The organism is Periweissella fabalis (assembly GCF_012396505.1).
Classification (GTDB): Bacteria; Bacillota; Bacilli; order Lactobacillales; family Lactobacillaceae; genus Periweissella; species Periweissella fabalis.
In genome coordinates this window covers 25300-48865 of the sequence record NZ_JAAXPN010000005.1, presented here as the reverse complement: position 1 = coordinate 48865, position 23566 = coordinate 25300, and the positions used below count along the sequence as shown (strand labels likewise).

The 23566-nt window shown below is 37.9% G+C and carries 22 protein-coding genes; all 22 read left to right on the top strand.

Translation table 11 applies throughout. From position 1 onward, the window contains the following. Positions 1 to 86: 86 nt before the first annotated feature. The 22 genes from HF964_RS05720 to pyrF all read left to right on the top strand — a co-directional run bounded on the left by HF964_RS05720 (position 87) and on the right by pyrF (position 23566). On the top strand, positions 87 to 554 hold the full coding sequence (locus HF964_RS05720) for a DUF1453 domain-containing protein (RefSeq protein ID WP_168722095.1): 468 nt from the start codon (positions 87 to 89) through the stop codon (positions 552 to 554). Positions 555 to 743: 189 nt separating this feature from the next. Next, positions 744 to 3371, top strand: a complete 2628-nt coding sequence (mutS, locus tag HF964_RS05715; protein WP_168722094.1) for a DNA mismatch repair protein MutS — start codon at positions 744 to 746, stop codon at positions 3369 to 3371. Between the two features lie 14 nt (positions 3372 to 3385). Next, the gene (gene mutL, locus HF964_RS05710; RefSeq protein WP_168722093.1) at positions 3386 to 5425 is read left to right on the top strand and encodes a DNA mismatch repair endonuclease MutL; all 2040 of its coding nucleotides are present in this window, start codon (positions 3386 to 3388) and stop codon (positions 5423 to 5425) included. A gap of 33 nt (positions 5426 to 5458) precedes the next feature. Continuing rightward, positions 5459 to 6055: a Holliday junction branch migration protein RuvA gene (gene ruvA / locus HF964_RS05705; RefSeq protein ID WP_168722092.1), complete on the top strand. Its 597-nt coding sequence runs from the start codon at positions 5459 to 5461 to the stop codon at positions 6053 to 6055. Positions 6056 to 6089: 34 nt separating this feature from the next. After that, entirely contained in the window at positions 6090 to 7106 is a 1017-nt protein-coding gene (ruvB, locus tag HF964_RS05700; protein ID WP_168722091.1) for a Holliday junction branch migration DNA helicase RuvB, read from the top strand. Positions 7107 to 7201: 95 nt separating this feature from the next. Continuing rightward, positions 7202 to 7603 carry a preprotein translocase subunit YajC gene (gene yajC / locus HF964_RS05695; protein WP_210726996.1) on the top strand — a complete coding sequence of 134 codons (402 nt, stop codon included), beginning with the start codon at positions 7202 to 7204 and terminating at the stop codon, positions 7601 to 7603. Positions 7604 to 7720: 117 nt separating this feature from the next. Then, complete coding sequence (gene dinB, locus HF964_RS05690) at positions 7721 to 8797, top strand: DNA polymerase IV (protein ID WP_246220256.1); 1077 nt, start codon at positions 7721 to 7723, stop codon at positions 8795 to 8797. A 90-nt stretch (positions 8798 to 8887) separates the two neighbouring features. Then, a complete protein-coding gene (locus HF964_RS05685) occupies positions 8888 to 9844 on the top strand; it encodes a DHH family phosphoesterase (RefSeq protein ID WP_168722089.1) in 957 nt (318 codons plus the stop codon). Positions 9845 to 9858: 14 nt separating this feature from the next. After that, complete coding sequence (locus tag HF964_RS05680; protein ID WP_168722088.1) at positions 9859 to 11226, top strand: DEAD/DEAH box helicase; 1368 nt, start codon at positions 9859 to 9861, stop codon at positions 11224 to 11226. Positions 11227 to 11296: 70 nt separating this feature from the next. Further along, a complete protein-coding gene (gene efp / locus HF964_RS05675; protein ID WP_168722087.1) occupies positions 11297 to 11863 on the top strand; it encodes an elongation factor P in 567 nt (188 codons plus the stop codon). 105 nt (positions 11864 to 11968) lie between these two features. Next, a complete protein-coding gene (locus HF964_RS05670; RefSeq protein ID WP_168722086.1) occupies positions 11969 to 12403 on the top strand; it encodes an Asp23/Gls24 family envelope stress response protein in 435 nt (144 codons plus the stop codon). A 2-nt stretch (positions 12404 to 12405) separates the two neighbouring features. Further along, entirely contained in the window at positions 12406 to 12822 is a 417-nt protein-coding gene (gene nusB / locus HF964_RS05665) for a transcription antitermination factor NusB (protein WP_168722085.1), read from the top strand. A gap of 78 nt (positions 12823 to 12900) precedes the next feature. Beyond that, entirely contained in the window at positions 12901 to 13473 is a 573-nt protein-coding gene (locus tag HF964_RS05660; RefSeq protein WP_168722084.1) for a xanthine phosphoribosyltransferase, read from the top strand. 116 nt (positions 13474 to 13589) lie between these two features. Further along, positions 13590 to 14030: a universal stress protein gene (locus HF964_RS05655; RefSeq protein WP_168722161.1), complete on the top strand. Its 441-nt coding sequence runs from the start codon at positions 13590 to 13592 to the stop codon at positions 14028 to 14030. A gap of 28 nt (positions 14031 to 14058) precedes the next feature. Continuing rightward, complete coding sequence (locus HF964_RS05650; protein ID WP_168722083.1) at positions 14059 to 15069, top strand: lipoate--protein ligase; 1011 nt, start codon at positions 14059 to 14061, stop codon at positions 15067 to 15069. Positions 15070 to 15087: 18 nt separating this feature from the next. Continuing rightward, complete coding sequence (locus HF964_RS05645) at positions 15088 to 15468, top strand: hypothetical protein (protein ID WP_168722082.1); 381 nt, start codon at positions 15088 to 15090, stop codon at positions 15466 to 15468. A 9-nt stretch (positions 15469 to 15477) separates the two neighbouring features. Further along, positions 15478 to 15981, top strand: coding sequence for a hypothetical protein (locus tag HF964_RS05640; RefSeq protein ID WP_168722081.1), 504 nt, complete (start codon positions 15478 to 15480; stop codon positions 15979 to 15981). Between the two features lie 399 nt (positions 15982 to 16380). Then, the gene (locus HF964_RS05635) at positions 16381 to 17304 is read left to right on the top strand and encodes an aspartate carbamoyltransferase catalytic subunit (protein WP_168722080.1); all 924 of its coding nucleotides are present in this window, start codon (positions 16381 to 16383) and stop codon (positions 17302 to 17304) included. 1 nt (position 17305) lies between these two features. Further along, a complete protein-coding gene (locus tag HF964_RS05630) occupies positions 17306 to 18562 on the top strand; it encodes a dihydroorotase (RefSeq protein ID WP_168722079.1) in 1257 nt (418 codons plus the stop codon). A 10-nt stretch (positions 18563 to 18572) separates the two neighbouring features. Continuing rightward, positions 18573 to 19652: a carbamoyl phosphate synthase small subunit gene (locus HF964_RS05625; RefSeq protein ID WP_168722078.1), complete on the top strand. Its 1080-nt coding sequence runs from the start codon at positions 18573 to 18575 to the stop codon at positions 19650 to 19652. After that, complete coding sequence (carB, locus tag HF964_RS05620) at positions 19652 to 22825, top strand: carbamoyl-phosphate synthase large subunit (RefSeq protein WP_168722077.1); 3174 nt, start codon at positions 19652 to 19654, stop codon at positions 22823 to 22825. The genes HF964_RS05625 and carB overlap by 1 nt, the downstream gene beginning before the upstream one ends. A 27-nt stretch (positions 22826 to 22852) precedes the next feature. Continuing rightward, on the top strand, positions 22853 to 23566 hold the full coding sequence (pyrF, locus tag HF964_RS05615; RefSeq protein ID WP_168722076.1) for an orotidine-5'-phosphate decarboxylase: 714 nt from the start codon (positions 22853 to 22855) through the stop codon (positions 23564 to 23566).

The window sequence follows — 23566 nt, the reverse complement described above, 5'->3', positions numbered from 1 at the left end:
GTTTTTTATGCATCTTATCTGTAATCTCAACATCACTTGTCAGTGAGTGATACAATAACTAATAAATATAATTAGGGGTGAAAGAAATGTTTAACTTAAGTGACTACATCGGTCCAATTCTGATTTTTTTGTTTATTTTGATGCGGATGTTACGTGAACAAGAATTAAAAGATTCGTTTAAAGGAATTGCTATTATTATTGTGATTGGCTTATATAGTTTATATAAGGCCTTACCAAGTTTGAATTTAAACTTAGCTACCATTATGGCAATTATTACTTCATGTGCTACCGGGATTGGTTTTGGGGTATTACGTGGGACAACCGTAAAAATTTATCAAGATACAAATACTGGTGTGTGGATGCGCCGCGGAACATTTATGACTATTTTAGTTTTTATCATTGGGATTGCAGTTAATGAAATCATTGCACATGTGTTAGTACATGGTATGAGTTCAATTTCAAGTGTGACACAAACTCTACACATGGGATTATCAATTTTAGGCGGACGGCTTGTACATTTAAGTAAGCGAGCTGCTGCGCAAAAGCGTCTTTAAATACTAGTTCATAATTAAGCATAGTAGATCGAAACATCTTAGTAAAACTAAGGTGTTTTTTGTTGTTTAACCGGTAATGTTTCACATGAAACACAAGCATAAAAGATGATTTACTTGACCCTGTAATGTTATTAAAGCTAAAAAATGCTAAAATATTAAGGACAATAACAAAGGAAAAGGGCAAATAGCATGGCAAAAACTGCAAAAGAAACGCCGATGATGCAGCAATATAATGCAATCAAAGCACAATATCCAGATGCATTTTTATTTTACCGACTCGGTGATTTTTACGAGTTATTTAACGATGATGCGATCAAAGGAGCACAGATTTTAGAACTTACATTAACAACGCGTAATAAGAATGCGGATAATCCGATTCCAATGTGTGGGGTGCCCCATCATGCAGCACAAAATTATATCGATATTTTAGTTGATAAAGGGTATAAAGTAGCCATTGTTGAACAGATGGAAGATCCAAAACAAGCCGAAGGGATGGTTAAACGTGATGTGGTTCAATTAGTGACGCCCGGAACCAAATTTGGAACCCAAGCGGATGCTAAAGAAAATAACTATATTACGGCTTTAACCCACACCCAAGCGCATTATGGGTTAGCCTATGCTGATTTATCAACTGGTGAAGAAAAAGTAACGACCTTAATGGAAAGCGAAGAGGTCTTTAACGAAATCCTTAATCTCCAAACTAAAGAAGTCGTCGTTGATGCCAGTGTTGAAGCTGCCATTACGGAAAAATTAGCTAAATTAGGGATTTTAGTGTCGCAACAACCAAATACCCCAACGCAAGCGGAAGTGAGCTTTTTAACGCAAACGTTAACGGATACTACCCAACAATTAGTTGCTAGTAATCTAGTCGGCTATTTAACTTTGACGCAAAAACGGTCCTTGGCGCACTTACAAGCATTTGTGGCCTATGAACCAATGCGTTTTTTGAAGATGGATCACAATAGTCGCTATAACCTCGAACTAACGCAAAACATTCGCACTGGTAAGAAGCAAGGTACTTTACTGTGGCTACTTGATGAAACCAAAACAGCCATGGGTGGTCGAATGTTAAAGCAATGGCTTGATCGACCTTTATTAACGCAAAGTACGATTATTAAGCGTCAAGCAATTGTGGCTGGCTTACTTGAAAATTATTTTGAACGAACAGCTATTCAGGAAGCCTTAGTTAAGGTTTATGATCTTGAACGACTTGTTGGCCGAGTGGCATTTGGTTCAGTTAATGGACGGGATTTAATTCAATTAAAAACTAGTCTACAGCAAGTACCAAAATTACGATCGGTTTTAAAAACATTGCCTGGCAATATTTTTGGACCATTAGTTGAACAACTCGATCCGGTTAGTGAGGTAACCGAATTAATTGTAACTGCCATCAATGAAGAAGCACCGCTATCAGTTACTGAGGGTGGTGTTATCATGGATGGTTATTCAGACCAGTTAGACCAATATCGCGATGTTATGAAGAACGGGAAACAATGGTTAGCCGAGCTTGAAGCTCACGAACGAGAAGTTACCGGAATCAATGGCTTAAAGATTGGTTATAACCGAGTGTTTGGTTACTTTATTGAAGTAACCAAAGCCAATATTGCTAAGCTAGATCCTCAGCGCTATGAACGCAAACAAACGCTAACAAATGCCGAGCGCTTTAGTACGCCTGAATTAAAAGAACGTGAAGCCCTAATTTTAGAAGCTCAAGATAAGTCAACGGAGTTGGAATATCAATTGTTTGTTGAAGTTCGCGAGATTATTAAGACAATGATTAGTCGTTTGCAATCTCTAGCTCAAGCTTTAGCTGAATTAGACGTACTACAGAGTTTTGCAGTTGTTGCTGAAACATATCATTTTGTACAACCGACGTTTACTGATGACGCCAATTTAGAGATTATTGATGGCCGACACCCAGTAGTTGAAAAAGTTTTGGGTCGTCAAGACTATGTGCCCAATGATATTATAATGGCCCCAGATAATAGTATTATGTTAATTACTGGACCGAATATGTCAGGTAAATCGACTTATATGCGACAATTGGCGTTAATTGTTATTTTGGCACAAATTGGTTCATTTGTACCTGCTTCAGCAGCTATATTACCAATTTTTGATCAAATTTTTACGCGAATAGGAGCTGCTGATGATTTAATTTCTGGTGATTCGACATTTATGGTTGAAATGGGAGAAGCTAATAATGCGTTAAAGCATGCTACTCCTAGCTCATTAATTTTATTTGATGAACTCGGTCGTGGAACGGCCACTTATGATGGGATGGCCCTTGCCCAAGCCATTATTGAATATGTTCATCAAAATGTGCATGCTAAGACCTTATTTAGTACGCACTATCATGAATTAACTGCATTAGCTGATGAATTAACCGGTTTGAAAAATATGCATGTTGGTGCCATTGAACAAGATGGTGACTTAGTTTTTGTCCATAAAATGGAAGATGGCCCAGCTGACCAAAGTTATGGAATTAATGTTGCTAAACTTGCAGGGATGCCAGATGCTTTACTAGTACGAGCTAAAGTCATTCTTAATCATTTAGAAAACCAAGGTACAGCAAGTTTGATTCAAGTTGAAACAAATTCGTCAACAATAGCAACCGAATCAAACATCGAGGCCAACGAAACGATTCCTACTAACCAGCAAGCTGTCACAGCCAGTGAGGTACAACTTGATTTATTTGCCCAGCCGGTAACGGATTCAAAGCAACAAGCGGTATTAGATGAGTTAAAAGGTATGAATCTAGCAATGATGACGCCATTAGATGCATTAAATAAATTATTTATGCTTCAACAAAAACTTTAATTAAAGGGGGACGTATGGCTAAGATACATGAATTATCAGTTAACCTGGCAAACCAAATTGCGGCCGGTGAAGTAATAGAACGGCCCGCATCGGTGGTTAAAGAATTACTTGAAAATTCACTTGATGCCCAGGCGACACAAATTGATATATTAATTGAAGCAGCTGGGACAAAATTAATAGAAATTATTGATAATGGAGATGGAATTGACGATGATGATGTTGAAATTGCATTTCGACGCCATGCAACCTCAAAGATAATTGATCGTCAGGATTTATTTAAAGTTCGAACTCTTGGTTTCCGAGGAGAAGCTTTACCCAGCATAGCATCAATTGCAGATGTTGAGCTAACAACAAGTACTGGTCAGCAAGCGGGAACTTATGTGCATATTAAGGGTGGTGAGGTACTAGCAAAGAAATCAGCTAGTGCCCGTCGTGGAACCCGAATTAAAGTTACGGAATTATTTTTTAACACCCCAGCACGGTTAAAATATTTAAAATCACAACAAACTGAGTTAGCAAAAATTGTTGATATTGTTAATCGACTATCGTTGAGTTATCCACAAGTCACGTTTCACTTAGTTCATAACGGTAAACAAATTATACGTACAGCGGGAAATGGCGATGTTAAACGAGTAATTGCTGAAATTTATGGGCTTACGGCAGCACAAAAAATGGTCCCCATAAATGCTGAAGATAATGATTTCCAGGTCGAAGGTTTTGTTTCACTACCAGAATTAACACGTGCTTCACGTGATTATATTTCAGTGCTGATTAATGGTCGTTATATTAAAAACTTCCAGATAACTAAAGCAATTATTAAAGGATATGGTAGTAAATTAATGGTTGGTCGGTATCCATTTGCGGTCGTTAATATTAAGATGGATCCACTGTTAGTTGATGTTAATGTGCATCCAACTAAACAAGAGGTTCGCTTAAGTCAAGAAGAGAGCTTAGTAAGTTTGATCACCCAAGTAATCCAGCAAGTTTTTACTCATGTGAGTTTAATACCTGATGGATATCAAAATCTGGCTGGACCAATTGCAACTTCATTAAATGACCAAGTAACACAAGAGGATGACAGTACTAAAACTATTGATTCAACAGATTTTATTAATCAGTTGAATCAGACTTCGATGAAGTATCATTTAAATCCTGATGAAACAAAAACACGAATAAGTAAAAGTAGTTTTCAAAAATTAGCTGACGTCGATGCTGAAAACACATTAATTAAGCCTGCTGTCACTCCAATTAATGTGTTAAGTAAAACAGATTTGAATAGTTCTGCAGTGAAAGCCTTTAAGACTAGATATGCAAACGAACCCCAAAATGAATTGGCTCAATTAATACCAGTAGATGTTACCAAAGAAAGGCAACAAACAGCATTAGAGGTTGAACCAAAAAACATTACAGAGATTGAACTATCTGCTAAGCCTTGGCCAAATTTACGCTATATAGGACAAATGTTTGGAACTTTTTTATTTGCAGAAGGGCCACAAGGGTTATATTTAATTGATCAACATGCAGCTCAAGAGCGGATTAATTATGAATATTATCGTGAAGAAATTGGCCATCTTGGGACTGCTAGCCAACAATTATTGATTCCTTTGGTTTTGGATTATCCATTAGTTGATGTAGTTAAAATCAATGATAAACTTACGCTTTTGCAAGCAGTTGGGCTGGATTTAGAAATGTTTGGTGATAATAGTTTTATTCTGCATCATCATCCAAGTTGGTTTGTAGCTGATCAAGTTGAAAGTACTACTCGAGAAATGATTGATTGGGTTCTACGTGAAGGTCAGATTACTACGGCAGACTTTCGTGAAAAAACAGCAATTATGATGAGTTGCAAGCGAGCTATTAAAGCAAATCAACATTTAAGTGATTTAGAGGCTAAAGAATTAATCAAAAATCTAGGTGTAACTAAAAATCCATACAATTGTCCACATGGTCGTCCGGTTTTAGTAACGTTATCATTAACTGATATGGAAAAAATGTTTAAAAGGATTCAAGATTCACATGGTTCTTGGATTGATTATGATGGTCATCCTTATTAAAAAACGACTACGGAAAGAGAATGGTTTTGAATAATGTATGAATATTTAACAGGAAAAGTGACCCTCATTTTACCAACACATATTGTGGTTGAAGTCGCAGGAATGGGATATAAGCTGTTAACGGCTAATCCGTTTATTTATCAAGAAGAGCAAATAGTGACCATTTATGTTGAGCAAATCGTTCGTGAAAATGAAATTTCATTATATGGGTTTGCTGATATCTCAGCAAAAATGTTGTTTAATAAATTATTGGGTGTTTCCGGAATTGGACCTAAATCAGCATTGGCGATTTTAGCTAACGCTGATCAAAGCGCCTTGATTGGTGCAGTTGAAAGCCAAAATGTAGAGTATTTAGTTAAGTTTCCAGGAATTGGTAAGAAGACAGCGCAACAAATTGTGCTTGATTTAAAAGGTAAACTAGCTGATATTCCAGGAGCTACATTGGATTTATTTAACGAACCTATAGCTATTCCTAGCGTTAATAAGGAATTAAATGATGCAATTTTGGCATTAGAATCATTAGGCTACGGTAAAACAGATATTAAACGTGTTGAAAAGCAGTTAGCTAAAGAAAAACCTACTGATACACAAACTTACTTAAGTTTAGGGTTAAAATATTTAATGGGCTAAGTGACATAATAGAATAAGTGTGAAAGGAGTGAGTATGGCAGAATTTGACGAACAAATCTACCAACAAGGTGTGCAAAATGATCAAGAAAATTCACTTGAAAAATCATTGCGCCCCCAAAAATTTGCTGAATATATTGGCCAAGAAGCGGTCAAAAATGAACTGCAAGTCTATATTAAAGCTGCACGTAGTCGCGAAGAAGCATTGGATCATGTCCTCTTATACGGTCCACCAGGTTTAGGAAAGACCACTTTGGCCATGGTAATTGCTAATGAAATGGAAGTTGGGTTAAAAACAACTTCGGGGCCAGCTATTGAAAAGACGGGGGATTTATTGGCATTATTAAACGAATTACAACCGGGTGATATTTTATTTATTGATGAAATTCATCGCCTCCCAACTACAGTTGAGGAGATGTTGTATTCTGCAATGGAAGATTATTTTGTTGATATTGTAATTGGCCAAGGACCAACAGCGCATCCTGTTCATTTTCCATTGCCACCGTTTACTTTAATTGGTGCAACAACGCGAGCGGGAATGCTTTCAGCGCCATTACGTGATCGTTTTGGAATTGTTGAACATATGAGCTATTATAATGTCGCTGAACTTGAGGAGATTGTTAAACGAACAGCTGATATTTTCCATAGTTCGATTGCAAGTTCAGGGGCTCATGAAATTGGGCGCCGATCACGAGGAACACCACGAATTGCTAACCGATTATTAAAACGAGTACGTGATTTTGCGTTAGTAGCCGGTAAAGAAGCAATCGATGTTGAAATTGTTAATCATGCTTTACAAATTTTAAATGTTGATCAAATGGGACTTGATCAAACTGATATTAAGTTATTAACTACTATGATTACACAATATAATGGTGGACCAGTTGGAATTGGAGCTTTAGCAGCTAATATAGGTGAAGAGATTGAAACTCTTGAATCAATGTATGAACCGTACTTACTCCAAATTGGCTTTGTGCAACGCACGCCACGGGGCCGCGTTGCCACAGTTAAGGCATACGATCATTTAGGATATATAATGCCAACAGAAAGCTAAGTTCGCGATTATTGAATGTAAGGTACCAAATTAGTGTAATGTACGCTACAATAAACTTAATGTTTTTTTAAAACTAGGACAAAGGAGTATTACAAATGGGATTATTTAACATTGTTATTTTAGTTGTATTAATCGGAGGGATGTTATTTATGACAACCCGCTCTCAGAAGAAACAACGCGATATGCGTAATGACATGATGTCAAAGCTTCAAAAGGGTGCACATGTAGTAACAATCGGACGGTTACATGGAATGATTGATTCAATCAATGAAGCTGATAAAACTGTTACGTTAGACTGTGATGGTATTTTCTTAGTATTTGATATGGATGCGATCGCAAAAGTTATTGATCAACCACACGTTGATGCAAGTACAGAAACAGTAATGGCAACTGAAAAGCCAGCTGTTACATCAGAAATGGCCGAAGAACCTAAATCAGATGATGCAGCAAAATTAACTGATCCGGCTGAAACTAAAGAAGTTTCAACTGATAAATAATTAGGATTTATAATTAAATAACTAACAAACAAATCCTTATGGGCTTAATGCGCCGTAGGGATTTTTTTGTTAATATGAGATAAGATAATGTTACTTTTTGAACAGGGAGCGGCAACTATGCGGAAAATAATTCATGTTGATATGGATGCTTTTTATGCACAAGTTGAAATGCGTGATAACCCCAAACTACGGCATGTACCGCTGATTTTAGCCAAAGATCCGGCTAAAACTGGTGGGCATGGGGTCGTTGCAACGGCTAATTATGTTGCTCGACAATTAGGAATTCATTCAGCAATGAGTGCAATAGAAGCTAAAAAATTAGCCCCAGAAGGTGTTTTTTTAACACCGAATTTTGTTAAGTATAAAGAGGTATCTGCACAAGTTCATGCTATATTCCATGAATATACTGAAAAAATTGAACCAATTGCATTTGATGAGGCATATTTAGACGTGACAGAGAATAAATTAGGTATTAGTAATCCTGTAATCCTGGCACATCGAATGCAACAAGAAATTTGGGAAAAATTGCATTTAACTTGTTCAACGGGTATTAGCTATAATAAATTTATTGCTAAATTAGCATCGGAATATAATAAACCAGTTGGCGTGACGATTGTTAGGCAAGAAGATGCTATTGAATTTTTAAGTAGGCAACCAATCGGTGCGTTTCGAGGGATTGGCAAGAAGACCTTACCACAAATGGAAAAACTAGGTATTTTAAATGGGTCAGATTTATATCAACAAACTGAATCATTTTTAATTCAACATTTTGGTAAGTTAGGTTACGATTTATATCGTCGTGTACGTGGTATTGATGAGCGGCCCGTCCAATGGCAACAAGAGCGTAAGTCAATTGGTAAGGAATCAACCTATTTACCACCACTTGAATTACCATCACAAATTAATAAGGCATTGACTAATTTAGCAACTGATTTAGTTAATGCTTTGCAACAAAATCAACGTCATGGACGCACTATTGTTTTAAAGATTCGGTATAGTGATTTTACAACATTGACCAAGCGCTTGACACAAACTGATTTTTATCCAAATGATATTGCAAATATGGTTAAAGTTGCTGAAGAAATTATAGCAACTTTACCATTTACGACGCAGGCAGTTCGTCTATTAGGAATTACGGTAACTAGCTTAGCACCAATTACGTTTGAAAATATAAATTTAGCACTTTTTGAATAATTAAGCCTTAAAATAAGGTATACTAAAATGTTAGGTGAATTTTAGCGAGTATAAATTATATAGATAATAAAAAATGAAAAGAGTAGATGCATGACGATTCAAGAGCAAATTATTGCCAAAATTGAGGAATATGACACGATTATTATTCATCGCCATCAACGTCCAGATCCTGATGCATTTGGATCTCAGGCGGGATTAGCAATGATTATTCGCAATTCATATCCAAATAAGCATGTTCATATTATTGGAAAACCCGTTCCTGGGTTGGCGTGGATTGCCGAAATGGAAACAATTGACGATGAAATATATGAAAATGCCTTAGTTATTGTAACTGATACTGCCAATGCGCCGCGAATTGATGATCAACGTTACCCGAATGGAAAAGAGATGATTAAAATTGATCATCATCCTAATGATGAGCCTTACGGTGATCTACAATGGGTGATAGCAGATGCCAGTTCAACATCAAGTTTAATTTATGAACTCGCTGAGCAATCACATGGTAAAATGACATTGAATGCAGAAGCAGCCCGTGTTTTATATGCAGGAATTGTCGGTGATACCGGACGCTTCTTATATTCTGTCGACAGTGAAACCATGCGGGTAGTGTCAGAACTGTTTAAGTTTGATTTTGATATTATTAATGTTAATCAAAAAATGGACGCAATTAGTCCGGAAGCAGCTAAGTTGTCAGGCTATGTGTTGCAAAACCTAAACATTGTTGAAAATGGCCTTGCTTATATGGTTTTAAGCAATGAACTTGTAAATTCATTTGATCTTGGTGAAAGTGGAACGGCTTTTGTCGTGCCCTTACCAGGTCGAGTTGATAGTGTCCGGACATGGGCAATATTTGAAGAACAAGATGATCATAGTTACCGTGTTCGTTTACGTTCCAAGGATATGGTAATTAATAATATCGCTCGTAATCATGATGGTGGTGGTCATCCACTAGCATCTGGGGCTAAGGCGCGTGATATGGATGAGGTCAATGATATTATTGATGAACTAGCCCGTGCTCTTAAACGATACAATGATCGTTTAATATAGAAAGGATTTAATTAATGACGAAACAATTTACTGATTTTAATTTAAAACCAGCAATTATGGACGCCTTAGCGGAAATTAACTTTAACACGCCCACAGCAGTGCAAGAACGCTTAATTCCAACGGTTATTAGTGGCCGTTCAGTTGTTGGGCAATCACAAACGGGTTCTGGTAAGACACATACATTTTTATTACCAATTTTTCAAAATCTTGATGTGAATTTTAACCAAGTACAAGCAGTTATCACAACACCATCACGTGAATTAGCCCAACAGATTTATAATGCGGCTAAACAAATTGCTAAGCACTTTGATACCGAAATTCGAATTGCTAATTACGTTGGTGGAACTGATAAGGAACGCCAATTAAAACAATTAGCAACCGCACAACCGCACATTGTAATTGGTACACCAGGACGGATTGCTGATTTATTAAAAACACAAGCACTCGATGTGCACTTTAGTAAGACATTGGTTGTTGATGAAGCAGATATGACCCTTGATTTAGGATTCTTACCTGAAGTTGATGCAGTTGCTGGTGCGATGCCAGAAGATTTACAAATGTTAGTTTTCTCAGCAACCATTCCTCAAAAGTTGCAACCATTTTTACGTAAATATTTAAGTAACCCAGTGGTGGAAGAAATTCCGGTAACAACAGTGATTTCACCAACAATTGAAAACTGGTTAATTTCAACTAAGAGTGCTTCAAAAAATGAAGTTATCTTAAAATTATTGACCCTTGGACAACCATACTTGGCCTTAATCTTTACTAATACTAAAGAACGCGCCGATGAATTAAGTCACTTCTTGCGTGGTCAAAACTTAAAAGTTGCTACCGTCCACGGCGGGATTGCACCACGTGAACGTAAGCGGGTGATGAAGCAAGTGCAAAACCTTGATTTCCAATATGTAGTGGCCACTGATTTGGCTGCTCGGGGGATTGATATTGAAGGGGTATCACACGTAATTAACGATGATATTCCGGCTGATTTAGACTTCTTTATCCACCGAGTTGGTCGGACTGGCCGTAACGGAATGAGCGGAATTGCGATTACGTTATACACGCCTGATAATGATGATCAAGTTGCCGAATTAGAAAATCTCGGGGTTAAATTCCAACCAAAAGCCATTAAGGGTGATCAAATTGTCGATACGTTTGACCGTAAGCGTCGTGAGAAACGTAATAAAACCCAAAAGAAGCTTGATCCAACAATGATTGGTTTAATTAAGAAAAAGAAAAAGAAGATTAAACCTGGTTACAAACACCAAATCAATCAAGCCATCAAACGTAAAGCACAAATGGATCGTCGAATTGAACAACGAATGGAACAACGTGCAACACGAAAAGCCAATAAGATTGCTGCTGATAAGGCGCGCGGTAAATAATTTTACTTGTCGAATGTTAGTTTGACTGGTAGAATAGGTAAGAATTACGTATTTTAAGGAGATAATTACAATGGCAATTACACCAAATGATTTAAAAACTGGTTTGACTATTGAATACAATAACGCTATCTGGCGTGTGATTGAATTCCAACACGTTAAACCTGGTAAAGGTTCAGCCTTCGTACGTTCAAAGTTAAAGAACTTGCGTACTGGTGCAGTTAACGAAATTACTTTCAGTAACACTTCTGAAAAGTTAGTTCCTGCTGAAATCTTGACACAAAAAGCTACTTACTTGTACGCTGAAGGTGACCAACATGTCTTCATGAACGTTGAAACTTACGATCAATTTGCATTGAACGAAGAAAACATCAAAGATGCTTTGAAGTTTATGCTTGAAGGTATGGAAGTTTCTGTTACTACATTTGGTAACGAAGTTCTTGGTGTTGAAGTACCAAAGGTTGTTACACTTGAAGTTAAGGAAACTCAACCTGCTATTAAGGGTGCTACTGCTAATGGTGGTGGTAAGCCAGCAACTATGGAAACTGGTTTAGTTATCCAAGTACCTGACTTTATCAATGCTGGTGACAAGCTTGTTATCAACACTGACGATAACGGTACTTACAAATCACGTGCCTAATTTTAATAATTTAAAAAGTCTGTCGTGAAAGCGAGAGGCTTTTTTGATATAATTAAAGCTGTATATCTAGACTAGTTAAACTAGTAATCCATGGAGGAGACTGAAATGGCAGAAGAGACAAATATTACACTTGCAAATGACGGTAAGGTTTTAGGCCATACTGAGGTAAACCCAAGTGTCCTAGAAGTAATTGCTGGAATCGCTGCGAGTGAAATCGATGGTGTGATTAAAATGCAAAGCTCAATTGGTAATCAAGTATCTGAATTATTTGGTCGCGTTGAGCATGGTAAGGGTGTTAAAGTAAGCATGAACGACGATACTATTATCTTTGATGTTTATGTTTATCTTGAATATGGTGTTAGTGTACCTAAAGTGAGCTTGAAGCTACAAGAACATATTAAGTCACAAATTAGTGCCATGACCGATTTAACAGTAGCAGAAATTAATATCCACGTTGAGGGTATTGTGCCTCAAAAGGCCGACCAACAACTTGATCCCAATAATTTGTTTGGGGATGATGAAGAAGAAAAAGGTGAATAATTGTGACTATTAGTCGACATCAAATACGTGAAAAAGCATTTCAAACGCTCTTTGCATTAGCTGGAAATTCAGAAGCTAATCTTGATACTCTTTACGAAGATGTATTGGAAGATATCGTACCTACTCCAGCTGTGCCTGATTACTTAAAAGAATTAGTAACTGGTGTTTTAAGTAATCGAGAAATGCTTGAACAAGACATTACGCCATTCTTAGCTAGTGGATGGACTTTTGATCGGTTGGCTCGTGCTGATCGGATTATTTTAGAATTGGCAATTTTTGAACACAAATATGTTGATGCTCAAAATGCAGTTCCAAGTAAAGTTATTATCGATGAAGCATTAAATTTGGCTAAAACCTTTAGTGATGAACGTTCACGTAAGTTTATTAATGGAGTTTTAGACCACGCCTTTAAGGATTAATAATTAAATAGCTATCTATAAAAACGACGTTGCATTTTGCTCGTCGTTTTTTAGAACATACTAACTAGGAGAAATACAATGGAAGCTTTAAAACAAAAAATTATTGCCAACGGGCGCGTATTACCAGGAAATGTATTAAAGGTTGATTCATTTATTAATCAACAAATAGATGTTGAATTAATGACGGCTATTGGGCAAGAGTTTGCTAAACGGTTTGCTAATCAACAAATAGATAGAATTTTAACAATTGAGTCATCAGGGATTGCACCCGCTATAATGGCGGCCCAAGCAATGAAGGTTCCATTAGTGTTTGCACGTAAACGTAAATCATTAACTTTATCTGCAGATATTTATGCTACAAAGTTATTTTCATATACAACGCAACAATATACAGATGTCATGGTAGATAAACGATTTATTCAACCAGGGGAAAATGTTCTAGTAATTGACGATTTTTTGGCTAATGGTCAAGCAGTTGAAGGTTTAATTGATATTCTTGAGCAAGCACAAGCAACATTAGCTGGAGTGGGAATTGTTATTGAAAAAAGTTTTCAACCTGGCCGTCAAACAATCGAAGATAAGGGATTTCAAGTCGAGTCACTAGTTAAAATTGCTAGCCTTAGTGATAACCAGGTTCGATTTGCAGATTAGAAAATATTGATTCACAAAAAATTACCTAATAATTAGATTTGTATAAAGGAATCGCTTACATTCTAGAAAATCAAGTGTATAATTGAGCTAGATTCTAACTATTCAAGGAGTGTAAGATTATGCAAGAATATAAGAACATTTTAGCGCCAGTTGATGGATCAAAGATTACTGAAAAAGTTTTAGCAACTGCGATTCAAGTTGCTAAACGTAATGATACACGTTTAGACATTTTAAATGTGCTCGAAATTAATCAATTTGCTGATGGCTATGGTGGTGCGGTGTCTGGTGACGTTGTTTATCGTATGGTTGATGAAGTTGAAAAACGTTTGAAAATTTATCAACAACAGGCTCTTGATGCTGGGGTGAAGGAAGTTGAAATTCATGTGCGATTTGGTAATCCTAAAGAAGTCCTTGCAAAAGACTTTCCAGCTGATCATGACACCGGCTTAATTGTGATGGGGACTACAGGAATGAATGCCGTTGAACGTTTAGTCGTTGGTTCAGTAACAAACTTTGTTACTCGCACGGCACCTTGTGATGTTATTATTGTTAAATAATTAAGGTATTTTTGGGGGATCGACTATTATGTTTTATTATGTAATGCCAAGTGACGATATTCGTCATAATTTAGCTACTGAAGAATACTTAATGTACAATCGTGAGTTTGATGAACCTTTAGTGCTTTTCTATTATGAAAAGCCATCAATTATTGTTGGGCGTAATCAAAATACACAAGAAGAAGTTAATCAAAAATTTATTGATGATCATAATATTGTAGTTACACGCCGGCGTAGTGGGGGTGGAGCTGTTTATCATGATTTAGGTAATCTGTGTTTTAGTTTTGTATTAGATACTAAAAATGCTGAATTTGGTGACTTTAAAACGTTTGTCTCACCAATTATTAAAGCTCTTCATGAAATGGGGGCTACAACTGCCGAAGTTTCCGGACGCAATGATATGATTGTTGATGGTAAGAAATTCTCTGGTAGTGCGATGTTTAAGCATGGTTCTAAAATTTATGCCCATGGAACATTAATGTTAGATGTTGACTTGGATGTGGTCACCAAAGCATTAAACGTGCCCGCTGATAAGATTGCTTCTAAGGGAATCAAATCAGTTCGTTCACGAGTTACTAATTTAAAACCTTATTTAGATGAAAAATATCAAGATTTAGATGTTATAGGTTTCCGGGATGCTTTATTAAAACACTTATTTGCCGTTGAAGATTTAGCCGATATTAAAGATAAAGAAGTTAAAATTTCAACTGCTGAAGAAGCTAAAATTGAAGAAATCTATGAAACGGTTTATAACAATTGGGATTGGGTGTATGGAACATCTCCTGCATTTACCGTCCAAAAGCGACAACATTTTGCGGCAGGGACAATTGATGCCCGCTTAGACGTAAAAGATGGTATCATTGATAAAGTTACTTTCTATGGTGACTTCTTTGGGACGAGTGATGTTTCAGAACTTGAAGCCAAATTTGTTGGGATTAAGTATAACCGTGAAGAATTAGAAAAGGTTCTTGCTAGTGTTGAATTAGGAAATTACTTCCTTGGAATTGATCACGCCCAAATTTTAGATTTATTAGCATAATTTAAATTTGAGGTAGATATGGTAAACAAAGTAAAACGAGTCGTGGGATATGGTATTTTAAACTTTATTTTATTTGCCATCGTTAGTTTAAGCTTTTCTGTTAAGGGGCATGTTGAATGGCATTCGCTGATAACGGTAATCGCAATTATGTTAATTGCATCTGCCTTACTGTATCGTAAGCAACCAATGGCAATTTATTTGATGGCGTTGGCAATGTTATTTATCGGTATTACAATTGCCACAGCACTTGTTCAGTTAGTTGTAGGTAAATTAGCATTACATGGTGTTATGCTTGGGGTAGGTTGGGTAAGTGTTTTACTTAATCTCATTGCCTTTGGCTTGTGGATTAAAGCTGCGGTGCAATATCGGCGTGCAGCAGGTATATACTTTCGGAAATAAAAGGATTAAATGATGGAAATTTTAGGTAGTGAATTTTTAGAAGTTGTAAAAGACCAACAAGTACTTGAAGTAAGTGAAAGCCTTGTTAATTTTAACGAACTTGATTTTACGGCGGCTTTTGCCGATTTAGATCAAAATATTAAGCACCAAAAGGTGACGCGGATTGCAATTACGGTTAATGAATTGGTCGAAGGCGAACCATTAACATTTAGTTTGGAAACTTCAGCTATTAACTTACCGGTCCGGTATACAAATGCTTTGACTAAATTAATTGATGAAGCAACGATGTATCCAGTTAACATTTATATGATTATCGAACATCCAATGATTTCGCAATCAAGTTTGTTTATTCAAAAAGCAGCTTCAGTTGCGGCTTATTTGGATGATCCAGCTAGCGTCCAAAAGCGAATTACCACGTTCTTTAATGACCAAGTCGCTTTAATTAAAGCTGGTGGCTGGGAAAGTTTGCTTGTACCGGTTGAAGAAGAAACTATTGTTGAACCAACTGAATAATTTATAATACGAGCAGGAAGCCTTCTGGAGAACAGACGGTTTCTTGCTTTTTATTTATTTAGATTAGATAAATAAAATTAATAAAAAAGGTCATTGCATCTTAAAAATAACTCTGATATAATAATTTCTAATGTAAATGTCCTTTAAAGGTCGACCAGAGAGTCACTAAGGTAAGTTAAAAATAACAGTAGGGATACTGTAACTTTATTTAAGCTAACCTGTAAACTCTTTGGATATTCCAAAGAGTTTTTTTGTATTTACAGCACCAAATAAAATTTCATAACGTCTATTTAAGAAACTCCAGAGAGAGCACAATCAGGCAATTAATCGTTACGATCACAACAATCGGAAACTGCCCTCTCTTTGGAGAAGGCAGTTTTTTTTTGAAAGGAAACCGACATGGTACAGTTCGCAAATTTTTTAAATATTAATGATTTATCAGATAGTGAGTTACACGAATTACTTACAAGCGCATATGCCTTCCGTGATGGTAAACAAGTAACGTTAAAACGTCCTGTATATACGGCAAATTTGTTTTTTGAAAATAGTACGCGGACGCACAGCTCATTTCAAATGGCAGAACAACGTTTAGGCGTCAAGCTAATTGATATTAATCCATCAACTAGTTCAGTTACTAAAGGTGAGTCATTAGGTGATACTTTAAAAACTTTGCAAGCGATTGGCGTTGATTTTGTAGTTATCCGCCACCGGTTAAACAACTGGTATGGTCCAATGGTTGAAGATAAAAATATTGAATTAGGCCTGGTAAATGCAGGTGATGGTAGCGGTCAACATCCATCACAAAGTTTACTTGATTTAATGACAATCCATGATCAATTTAAAACTTTTACCGGTTTAAATATTGGGATTATCGGTGACATCGCGCATTCACGTGTGGCTCGTTCAAATGCTGAAATTTTAAATCGCTTAGGCGCCAACGTCTTCTTCAGTGGTCCAAAAGAATGGTTTAATGAAGATTTCGCCGCCTTTGGTACGTATGTTGAGATTGATGAATTACTACCTAAATTAGATGTTGTGATGTTATTACGCGTTCAAACAGAACGATTGCAAGAAGATGATTTAAATGCCTTCACGGCGGTTGAATACCACCAACAATATGGCTTAAACAAAGCCCGTTATGATGTGCTTAAAGATAATGCCATTATTATGCATCCAGCTCCGGTTAATCGCGATGTTGAAATTTCATCCGAGTTAGTTGAAGCACCAAAGTCAAAAATTTTCACGCAAATGCACAATGGAGTTTTTGCTCGCATGGCAATTTTAAACGCTGTGTTAACAAGTAAAGGTTTAGTGGAGGAATAACATGCAACGTTTGATTAAAAATGGTCGCATCAATGGCCAAATTCAAGACATTTTAATTGAAGATGGCCGCGTAACAGCAATCGCAACCAACATTCAAGCATCAACTAGTGAAGTGTTTGACGCTCAAGGTAAAGATGCTTTACCAGGGCTCATTGACGTGCACGTCCATTTCCGGGAACCGGGATTTGAATATAAAGAAACGATTGCTTCTGGTAGTAAAGCTTCGGCCCATGGTGGTTTTACTAGTGTAATTGCCATGCCAAATTTAAATCCAGTCCCTGATACAGCGGATAAATTTGCAGCACAAATTAAGCGTAATGCGGAAAATTCAGTCATTAAAACATATCAATTTGCCCCAATTTCAGGTGGTTTAATTGATGATCATGTTACAAACATGGCTGAAATTGCGCAACACCATCCAGCCGGTTTTACCAATGATGGTCATGGAGTGCAAACATCAATGACGATGCTCGAAGCAATGCGCCAAGCTAAAAATTTGGATTTGCCAATTGTGGCTCACATTGAAGATGACAGTCTAGTAAACGGTGGGGCAATGAACGCTGGGGCAGTTGCTGATCGTCTCGGGTTACCTGGCATGGAGAGTTTGAGCGAATCAACCCAATTAGCTCGTGATTTAGTAATGGTTAAACAAACAGGAGTACATTATCATGTCGCCCACATTTCAACAAAAGAATCTGTTGAAATGGTGCGCCAAGCTAAGCGTGAAGGTTTACATGTAACGGCAGAAGTATCACCACACCACGTTTTATTAGATGAAACGATGGTTGAATTTGATAACCCATTTATGAAAATGAATCCACCATTGCGGGCAACGACTGATCGTTTAGCATGTATTGCCGGTTTGATGGATGGCACAATTGACATGGTTGCAACGGATCACGCCCCGCATAGTGTTGAAGAAAAAAGTGGTTCAATGAAGACGGCCGCGTTTGGGATTGTCGGGATTGAAACATCCCTAGCATTAATGTATACACACTTTGTGAAGAGTGGTCTAGTAAACTTAGCAACGTTACTTGATTGGATGGCGGTGAAACCAGCGCAAGCATTTAACTTAGCAGCTGGTAAATTAGCGGTTGGGACAGCTGCTGATTTAACAATCGTTGATTTTGATGAAGAATATGAAATTAAGGCATCTGACTTTATTTCAAAAGGCACTAACTCACCATTCCTTGGTGAAAAAGTATTTGGACAAGTATTAGCAACCTTTGTAGATGGACAAATAGTATACAGCAAATAGGAGAGAAGATATGGGATTACGATATTTAGTACTAGAAAATGGTTCAGTTTACCCGGGTGAAGGTTTTGGTTCACCTAAAACTGTACACGGCGAAATTGTTTTTAGTACAGGGATGACCGGTTATCAAGAAACAATGACGGATGCCAGTTACCTTGGCCAAATGATTACTTTTACTTACCCAATGATTGGAAACTATGGGATTAACAAGGATGATTTTGAAAGCTTAACGCCAACGGCTGATGCGATTATTACTCACGAGATTGCCCGCCGTCCAAGTAACTTCCGTTCACAAATGAGCCTGGCTGAATTTGCTGAGAAAAAGAGCTTACCAGGAATTACTGGAATCGATACACGAGCTTTAACGAAAGAAATTCGTGATTCCGGAGCGATGGAAGCCGTGATTGTTGATTCACTAGATGAAACAGTGGTGAAGGCTGCTTTTGCAATGGAACTTGCTTCAACGCAAGTTGCCGAAGTTTCAACTAAAACTATTTACCAAGCCCCAACTGATGGGATTGGTATTGCCGTGATTGACTTTGGAATTAAAAACTCAATCTTACGTGCCCTTGCTAAGCGTGGTGTAAACGTAACAGTTTTCCCAGCCACAGTGGACGCCGAAACTGTTTTATCAGCCAACCCAGATGGAGTCTTACTTTCAAACGGCCCTGGAGATCCAAAAGATGCCGCTTATGCACTTCCAATGATTCAAACTTTACAAGCTCAATTACCTTTAATGGGGATTTGTTTAGGTCACCAATTGTTCTCATTAGCCAATGGCGCAACTACTTACAAAATGAAATTTGGTCACCGGGGCTTTAACCACGCGGTCCGTGATTTACGTAAAGAGCACGCTGATTTTACATCACAAAACCACGGTTACGCCGTTGACGCCGATTCGCTTGTCGGGACGGATTTAGAAGTAACCCACGTCGAAGTAAATGATAAAACCGTTGAAGGGGTTCGCTTGAAGAGCCGCCCAGCCTTCTCAGTCCAATTCCACCCAGATGCAGCACCTGGTCCACACGATGCTGAATATATCTTTGACGATTTTATTGCTATGATTAAAGAAGCCAACAAGGGAGATAAATAATGCCAAAACGTACTGACATCAAGAAAATTTTAGTTATCGGTTCAGGTCCAATTGTAATTGGTCAAGCCGCTGAGTTTGATTACTCAGGTGCGCAAGCATGTATCTCACTTAAAGAAGAGGGTTATGAAGTTATTTTAATTAACTCTAACCCTGCAACAATTATGACCGACGTTGAAATTGCTGATAAGGTGTTCATCGAACCAATTACCTTAGACTTTGTTTCAAAAATCATACGGCAAGAATTACCAGAAGCCATCTTACCAACGCTCGGTGGTCAAACTGGTTTAAACATGGCTAAGCAATTATCTGAATCAGGTATTTTAGACGAATTTAATGTTGAATTACTTGGTACTAAGCTTGAAGCCATCGAAGAAGCTGAAGATCGTGAAGAATTTAAAATGTTGATGGAACGCTTAAATGAACCTGTTCCAGAATCAACAATTGCGGTGACAACTCAAGAAGCCCTTGATTTTGCTAATCAAATTGGTTATCCAGTTGTTGTCCGGCCAGCCTACACATTAGGTGGTTTCGGGGGTGGTTTTGCCAATAACGAAAAAGAATTAGCTGAAACGGCTGCCAATGGTTTGGAATTATCACCAGTTACGCAAGTGTTAATTGAAAAATCAATTGCCGGATACAAAGAAATTGAATTTGAAGTGATGCGTGATGCCGTTGATAACGCCTTAATCGTAGCATCAATGGAAAACTTTGATCCCGTTGGGGTGCACACTGGGGACTCAATTGTTGTGTCACCAGTCCAAACCCTTTCAGACCGTGAATACCAAATGATGCGGGATGTCGCTTTAAAGATTATTCGGGCCTTGAAAATTGAAGGTGGTGTTAACATTCAAATGGCATTGGACCCTCTCAGCATGCAATACTACATTATTGAAGTTAACCCACGAGTTTCTCGTTCATCAGCTTTAGCTTCAAAAGCAACTGGTTACCCAATTGCTAAGATGGCGGCTAAAATTGCCGTTGGATTAAACTTAGATGAAATCACTAATCCAGTTACTGGAACAACATTAGCTGAATTTGAACCAGCCCTTGATTATGTGGTTGCTAAGATTCCACGTTGGCCATTTGATAAATTTACAGCCGCTGATCGTTCACTTGGAACGCAAATGAAGGCGACAGGGGAAGTTATGGCGATTGGTCGTAACATGGAAGAAGCACTACTTAAAGCGGTGCGTTCACTCGAAATTGGAGTTATCCACGGTAACGAATTAAAATACGCTGATCTTTCTGACCAAGAACTTAAAGCTGCACTTGTACCAGCTCGTGATGATCGTTTATTCATGCTCTTTGAACTTATCCGTCGGGGTGTAACGATTGAAGAAATTCACGATATCACTAAAATTGATATTTGGTTCTTAGATAAGTTACTGCACATCGTTGAAATCGAAGCCCTTTTAGTTAATGACCAATCAATTGCGGCCTTAACTTTAGCTAAAAAGAATGGGTTCAGTGATGAAGCCATCGCTGGTTTCTGGAACAAAACGGCGAGTGAAGTACGTGCGATTCGAAAAGCTGAAAATGTGCAACCAGTCTACAAGATGGTTGATACGGTGGCCGCTGAATTTAAGTCAAAAACACCATACTACTATGGCACTTACGAACAACAAAACGATGTGATTGTTAATGATAAGCCATCCGTCCTTGTCCTTGGCTCAGGTCCAATCCGAATCGGTCAAGGGGTGGAATTTGACTATGCTACGGTGCACTCAGTCCGGGCAATTCAAGAAGCTGGTTATGAAGCCATCATCATGAATTCAAATCCTGAAACAGTGTCAACGGACTTCTCAATTTCAGACAAGCTTTACTTTGAACCATTAACGATTGAAGATGTTCTAAACGTGATTGATTTAGAACAACCAATTGGGGTTGTGGTGCAATTTGGTGGCCAAACAGCAATTAACTTAGCTAAGCCATTAGTTGAAAACGGTGTTAAAGTTTTAGGGACGAGTGTTGAAGCCCTTGACCGTGCAGAAGACCGGGAATTATTTGACCAAGTTATTAAAAAGCTTGCCTTACCACAACCTGTTGGTGCCACTGCGACAACCGTTGACCAAGCCGTTGAAGTCGCACAAAAAATCGGTTATCCAGTCTTAGTTCGGCCTTCATATGTACTTGGTGGTCGTGCCATGGAAATTGTTGCTTCAGATGATGATTTACGTGATTACATGCAACGGGCCGTGCAAGTATCCAATGAACACCCCGTCTTAATTGACTCATACTTGGTTGGTTCAGAAGCCGAAGTTGATGTTATTAGTGATGGTGAAACCGTTGTTATTCCCGGAATCTTAGAACACATCGAACGTGCTGGGGTCCACTCAGGGGACTCAATGGGCGTTTACCCACCACAAACAATGTCAGCTAACGTTAAAGATCAAATTATTAAGGCCTCAATTGCCTTAGCCAAAGAATTACAAACATTTGGTTTGATGAACATTCAGTTTGTTATCCATGATGATGTGGCGTATGTTATCGAAGTAAATCCCCGAGCATCACGAACAGTACCATTTATGTCAAAGGTTACTAAGATTCCAATGGCTCAAATTGCTTCTAAGATTATGTTAGGGACTAAATTAGCTGATCTTGGTTTTGAAACAGGTTTATACCAAGAAAGTGCGGGCGTACACGTTAAAGCCCCAATCTTTAGTTTCAATAAATTACCAATGGTTGATAGTACTTTGGGACCTGAAATGAAGTCAACCGGGGAAGTTATGGGCTCTGACATCACGTTCCCTAAAGCTTTATATAAAGCATTCTTGGCCGCTAATGTTTCAGTGCCAAAACATGGTAATATTATGTTTACAGTTGCTGATGCGGATAAACCAGAAGCAATGGGCTTAGCTAAACGCTTCCGTGCCCTTGGATTCCAAATCTATGCAACCCAAAATACTGCTAACGTCTTTGAAGACGGTGGTGTTAAGACACATGTAATGGGTAAATTGGCCGAATCAGATAACAATGCTGTTTCAGCTTTGAAAGATCGTAAACTGCAAATTGTTGTCAATACTATGGATAACAGCCGCCGGACTACTAATGATGGTGCTGAAATTCGTGAAGCAGCAATCGAAAATGCGGTCCCATTATTTACATCTCTTGATACAGTTGCCGCCTTCTTAGATGTACTAGAAGATCAAGCTTTAAGTTTGATTGCCCTTTAAGAAATAAGTTAAACGAGGAAAATATTCATGAAACCGGTTATTGTAGCCCTAGATTTTGATAATAAAGCCGCCGCCTTTGCATGTGTAGAACAATTGGCTAACTACGAAAATGTTTTCGTTAAAATTGGAATGGAAATGTTTTACGCTTATGGCCCTGAATTCGTGAAGGAATTAAAACAACTTAATGTGAAGATTTTCCTTGATGTAAAGATGTATGATATTCCTAATACAGTAGAGCATGCTGCTTTCCAAATTGGAAAGTTAGGCGTTGATATTGTGACGGTTCACGCCGCTGGTGGACCCGCGATGATTGAAGCTGCTAAACGTGGTTTACAAGCCGGTGCTGCTGAAATTGGCAAAGTAACACCAATGTTACTTGCAATTACGCAATTAACCTCATTTTCTGAAGCTGATGTGCAATACACACAGGGGATTAGCATGTCATTGCAAGATTCTGTGATTCATTTAGCACGGATTGCAGCTGCTTCAGGTGCCGATGGTGTAGTTGCTTCAGCCTTTGAAGCACAACTTATTCATGACAATGTAAAGCCTGAGTTTAAAGTTATTACCCCAGGAATTCGCTTAGCCGGGGATGATGCGTCTGATCAAAAACGTGTGGTGACACCAAAACGTGCTGCCGAATTTAGTAGTGATGGGATTGTGGTTGGCCGTTCAATTACTCAAGCCCACGACATGCGCCAAGCCTACCAACAAGTATTAACAGAATTTGAGGAGAAGTAA

Bases quoted from the DNA above. Each gene is read 5' to 3' on its own strand.
- HF964_RS05720 (WP_168722095.1), top strand. From the start codon at position 87: ATGTTTAACTTAAGTGACTACATCGGTCCAATTCTGATTTTTTTGTTT.
- mutS (WP_168722094.1), top strand. From the start codon at position 744: ATGGCAAAAACTGCAAAAGAAACGCCGATGATGCAGCAATATAATGCA.
- mutL (WP_168722093.1), top strand. From the start codon at position 3,386: ATGGCTAAGATACATGAATTATCAGTTAACCTGGCAAACCAAATTGCG.
- ruvA (WP_168722092.1), top strand. From the start codon at position 5,459: ATGTATGAATATTTAACAGGAAAAGTGACCCTCATTTTACCAACACAT.
- ruvB (WP_168722091.1), top strand. From the start codon at position 6,090: ATGGCAGAATTTGACGAACAAATCTACCAACAAGGTGTGCAAAATGAT.
- yajC (WP_210726996.1), top strand. From the start codon at position 7,202: ATGGGATTATTTAACATTGTTATTTTAGTTGTATTAATCGGAGGGATG.
- dinB (WP_246220256.1), top strand. From the start codon at position 7,721: ATGCGGAAAATAATTCATGTTGATATGGATGCTTTTTATGCACAAGTT.
- HF964_RS05685 (WP_168722089.1), top strand. From the start codon at position 8,888: ATGACGATTCAAGAGCAAATTATTGCCAAAATTGAGGAATATGACACG.
- HF964_RS05680 (WP_168722088.1), top strand. From the start codon at position 9,859: ATGACGAAACAATTTACTGATTTTAATTTAAAACCAGCAATTATGGAC.
- efp (WP_168722087.1), top strand. From the start codon at position 11,297: ATGGCAATTACACCAAATGATTTAAAAACTGGTTTGACTATTGAATAC.
- HF964_RS05670 (WP_168722086.1), top strand. From the start codon at position 11,969: ATGGCAGAAGAGACAAATATTACACTTGCAAATGACGGTAAGGTTTTA.
- HF964_RS05660 (WP_168722084.1), top strand. From the start codon at position 12,901: ATGGAAGCTTTAAAACAAAAAATTATTGCCAACGGGCGCGTATTACCA.
- HF964_RS05650 (WP_168722083.1), top strand. From the start codon at position 14,059: ATGTTTTATTATGTAATGCCAAGTGACGATATTCGTCATAATTTAGCT.
- HF964_RS05645 (WP_168722082.1), top strand. From the start codon at position 15,088: ATGGTAAACAAAGTAAAACGAGTCGTGGGATATGGTATTTTAAACTTT.
- HF964_RS05640 (WP_168722081.1), top strand. From the start codon at position 15,478: ATGATGGAAATTTTAGGTAGTGAATTTTTAGAAGTTGTAAAAGACCAA.
- HF964_RS05635 (WP_168722080.1), top strand. From the start codon at position 16,381: ATGGTACAGTTCGCAAATTTTTTAAATATTAATGATTTATCAGATAGT.
- HF964_RS05630 (WP_168722079.1), top strand. From the start codon at position 17,306: ATGCAACGTTTGATTAAAAATGGTCGCATCAATGGCCAAATTCAAGAC.
- HF964_RS05625 (WP_168722078.1), top strand. From the start codon at position 18,573: ATGGGATTACGATATTTAGTACTAGAAAATGGTTCAGTTTACCCGGGT.
- carB (WP_168722077.1), top strand. From the start codon at position 19,652: ATGCCAAAACGTACTGACATCAAGAAAATTTTAGTTATCGGTTCAGGT.
- pyrF (WP_168722076.1), top strand. From the start codon at position 22,853: ATGAAACCGGTTATTGTAGCCCTAGATTTTGATAATAAAGCCGCCGCC.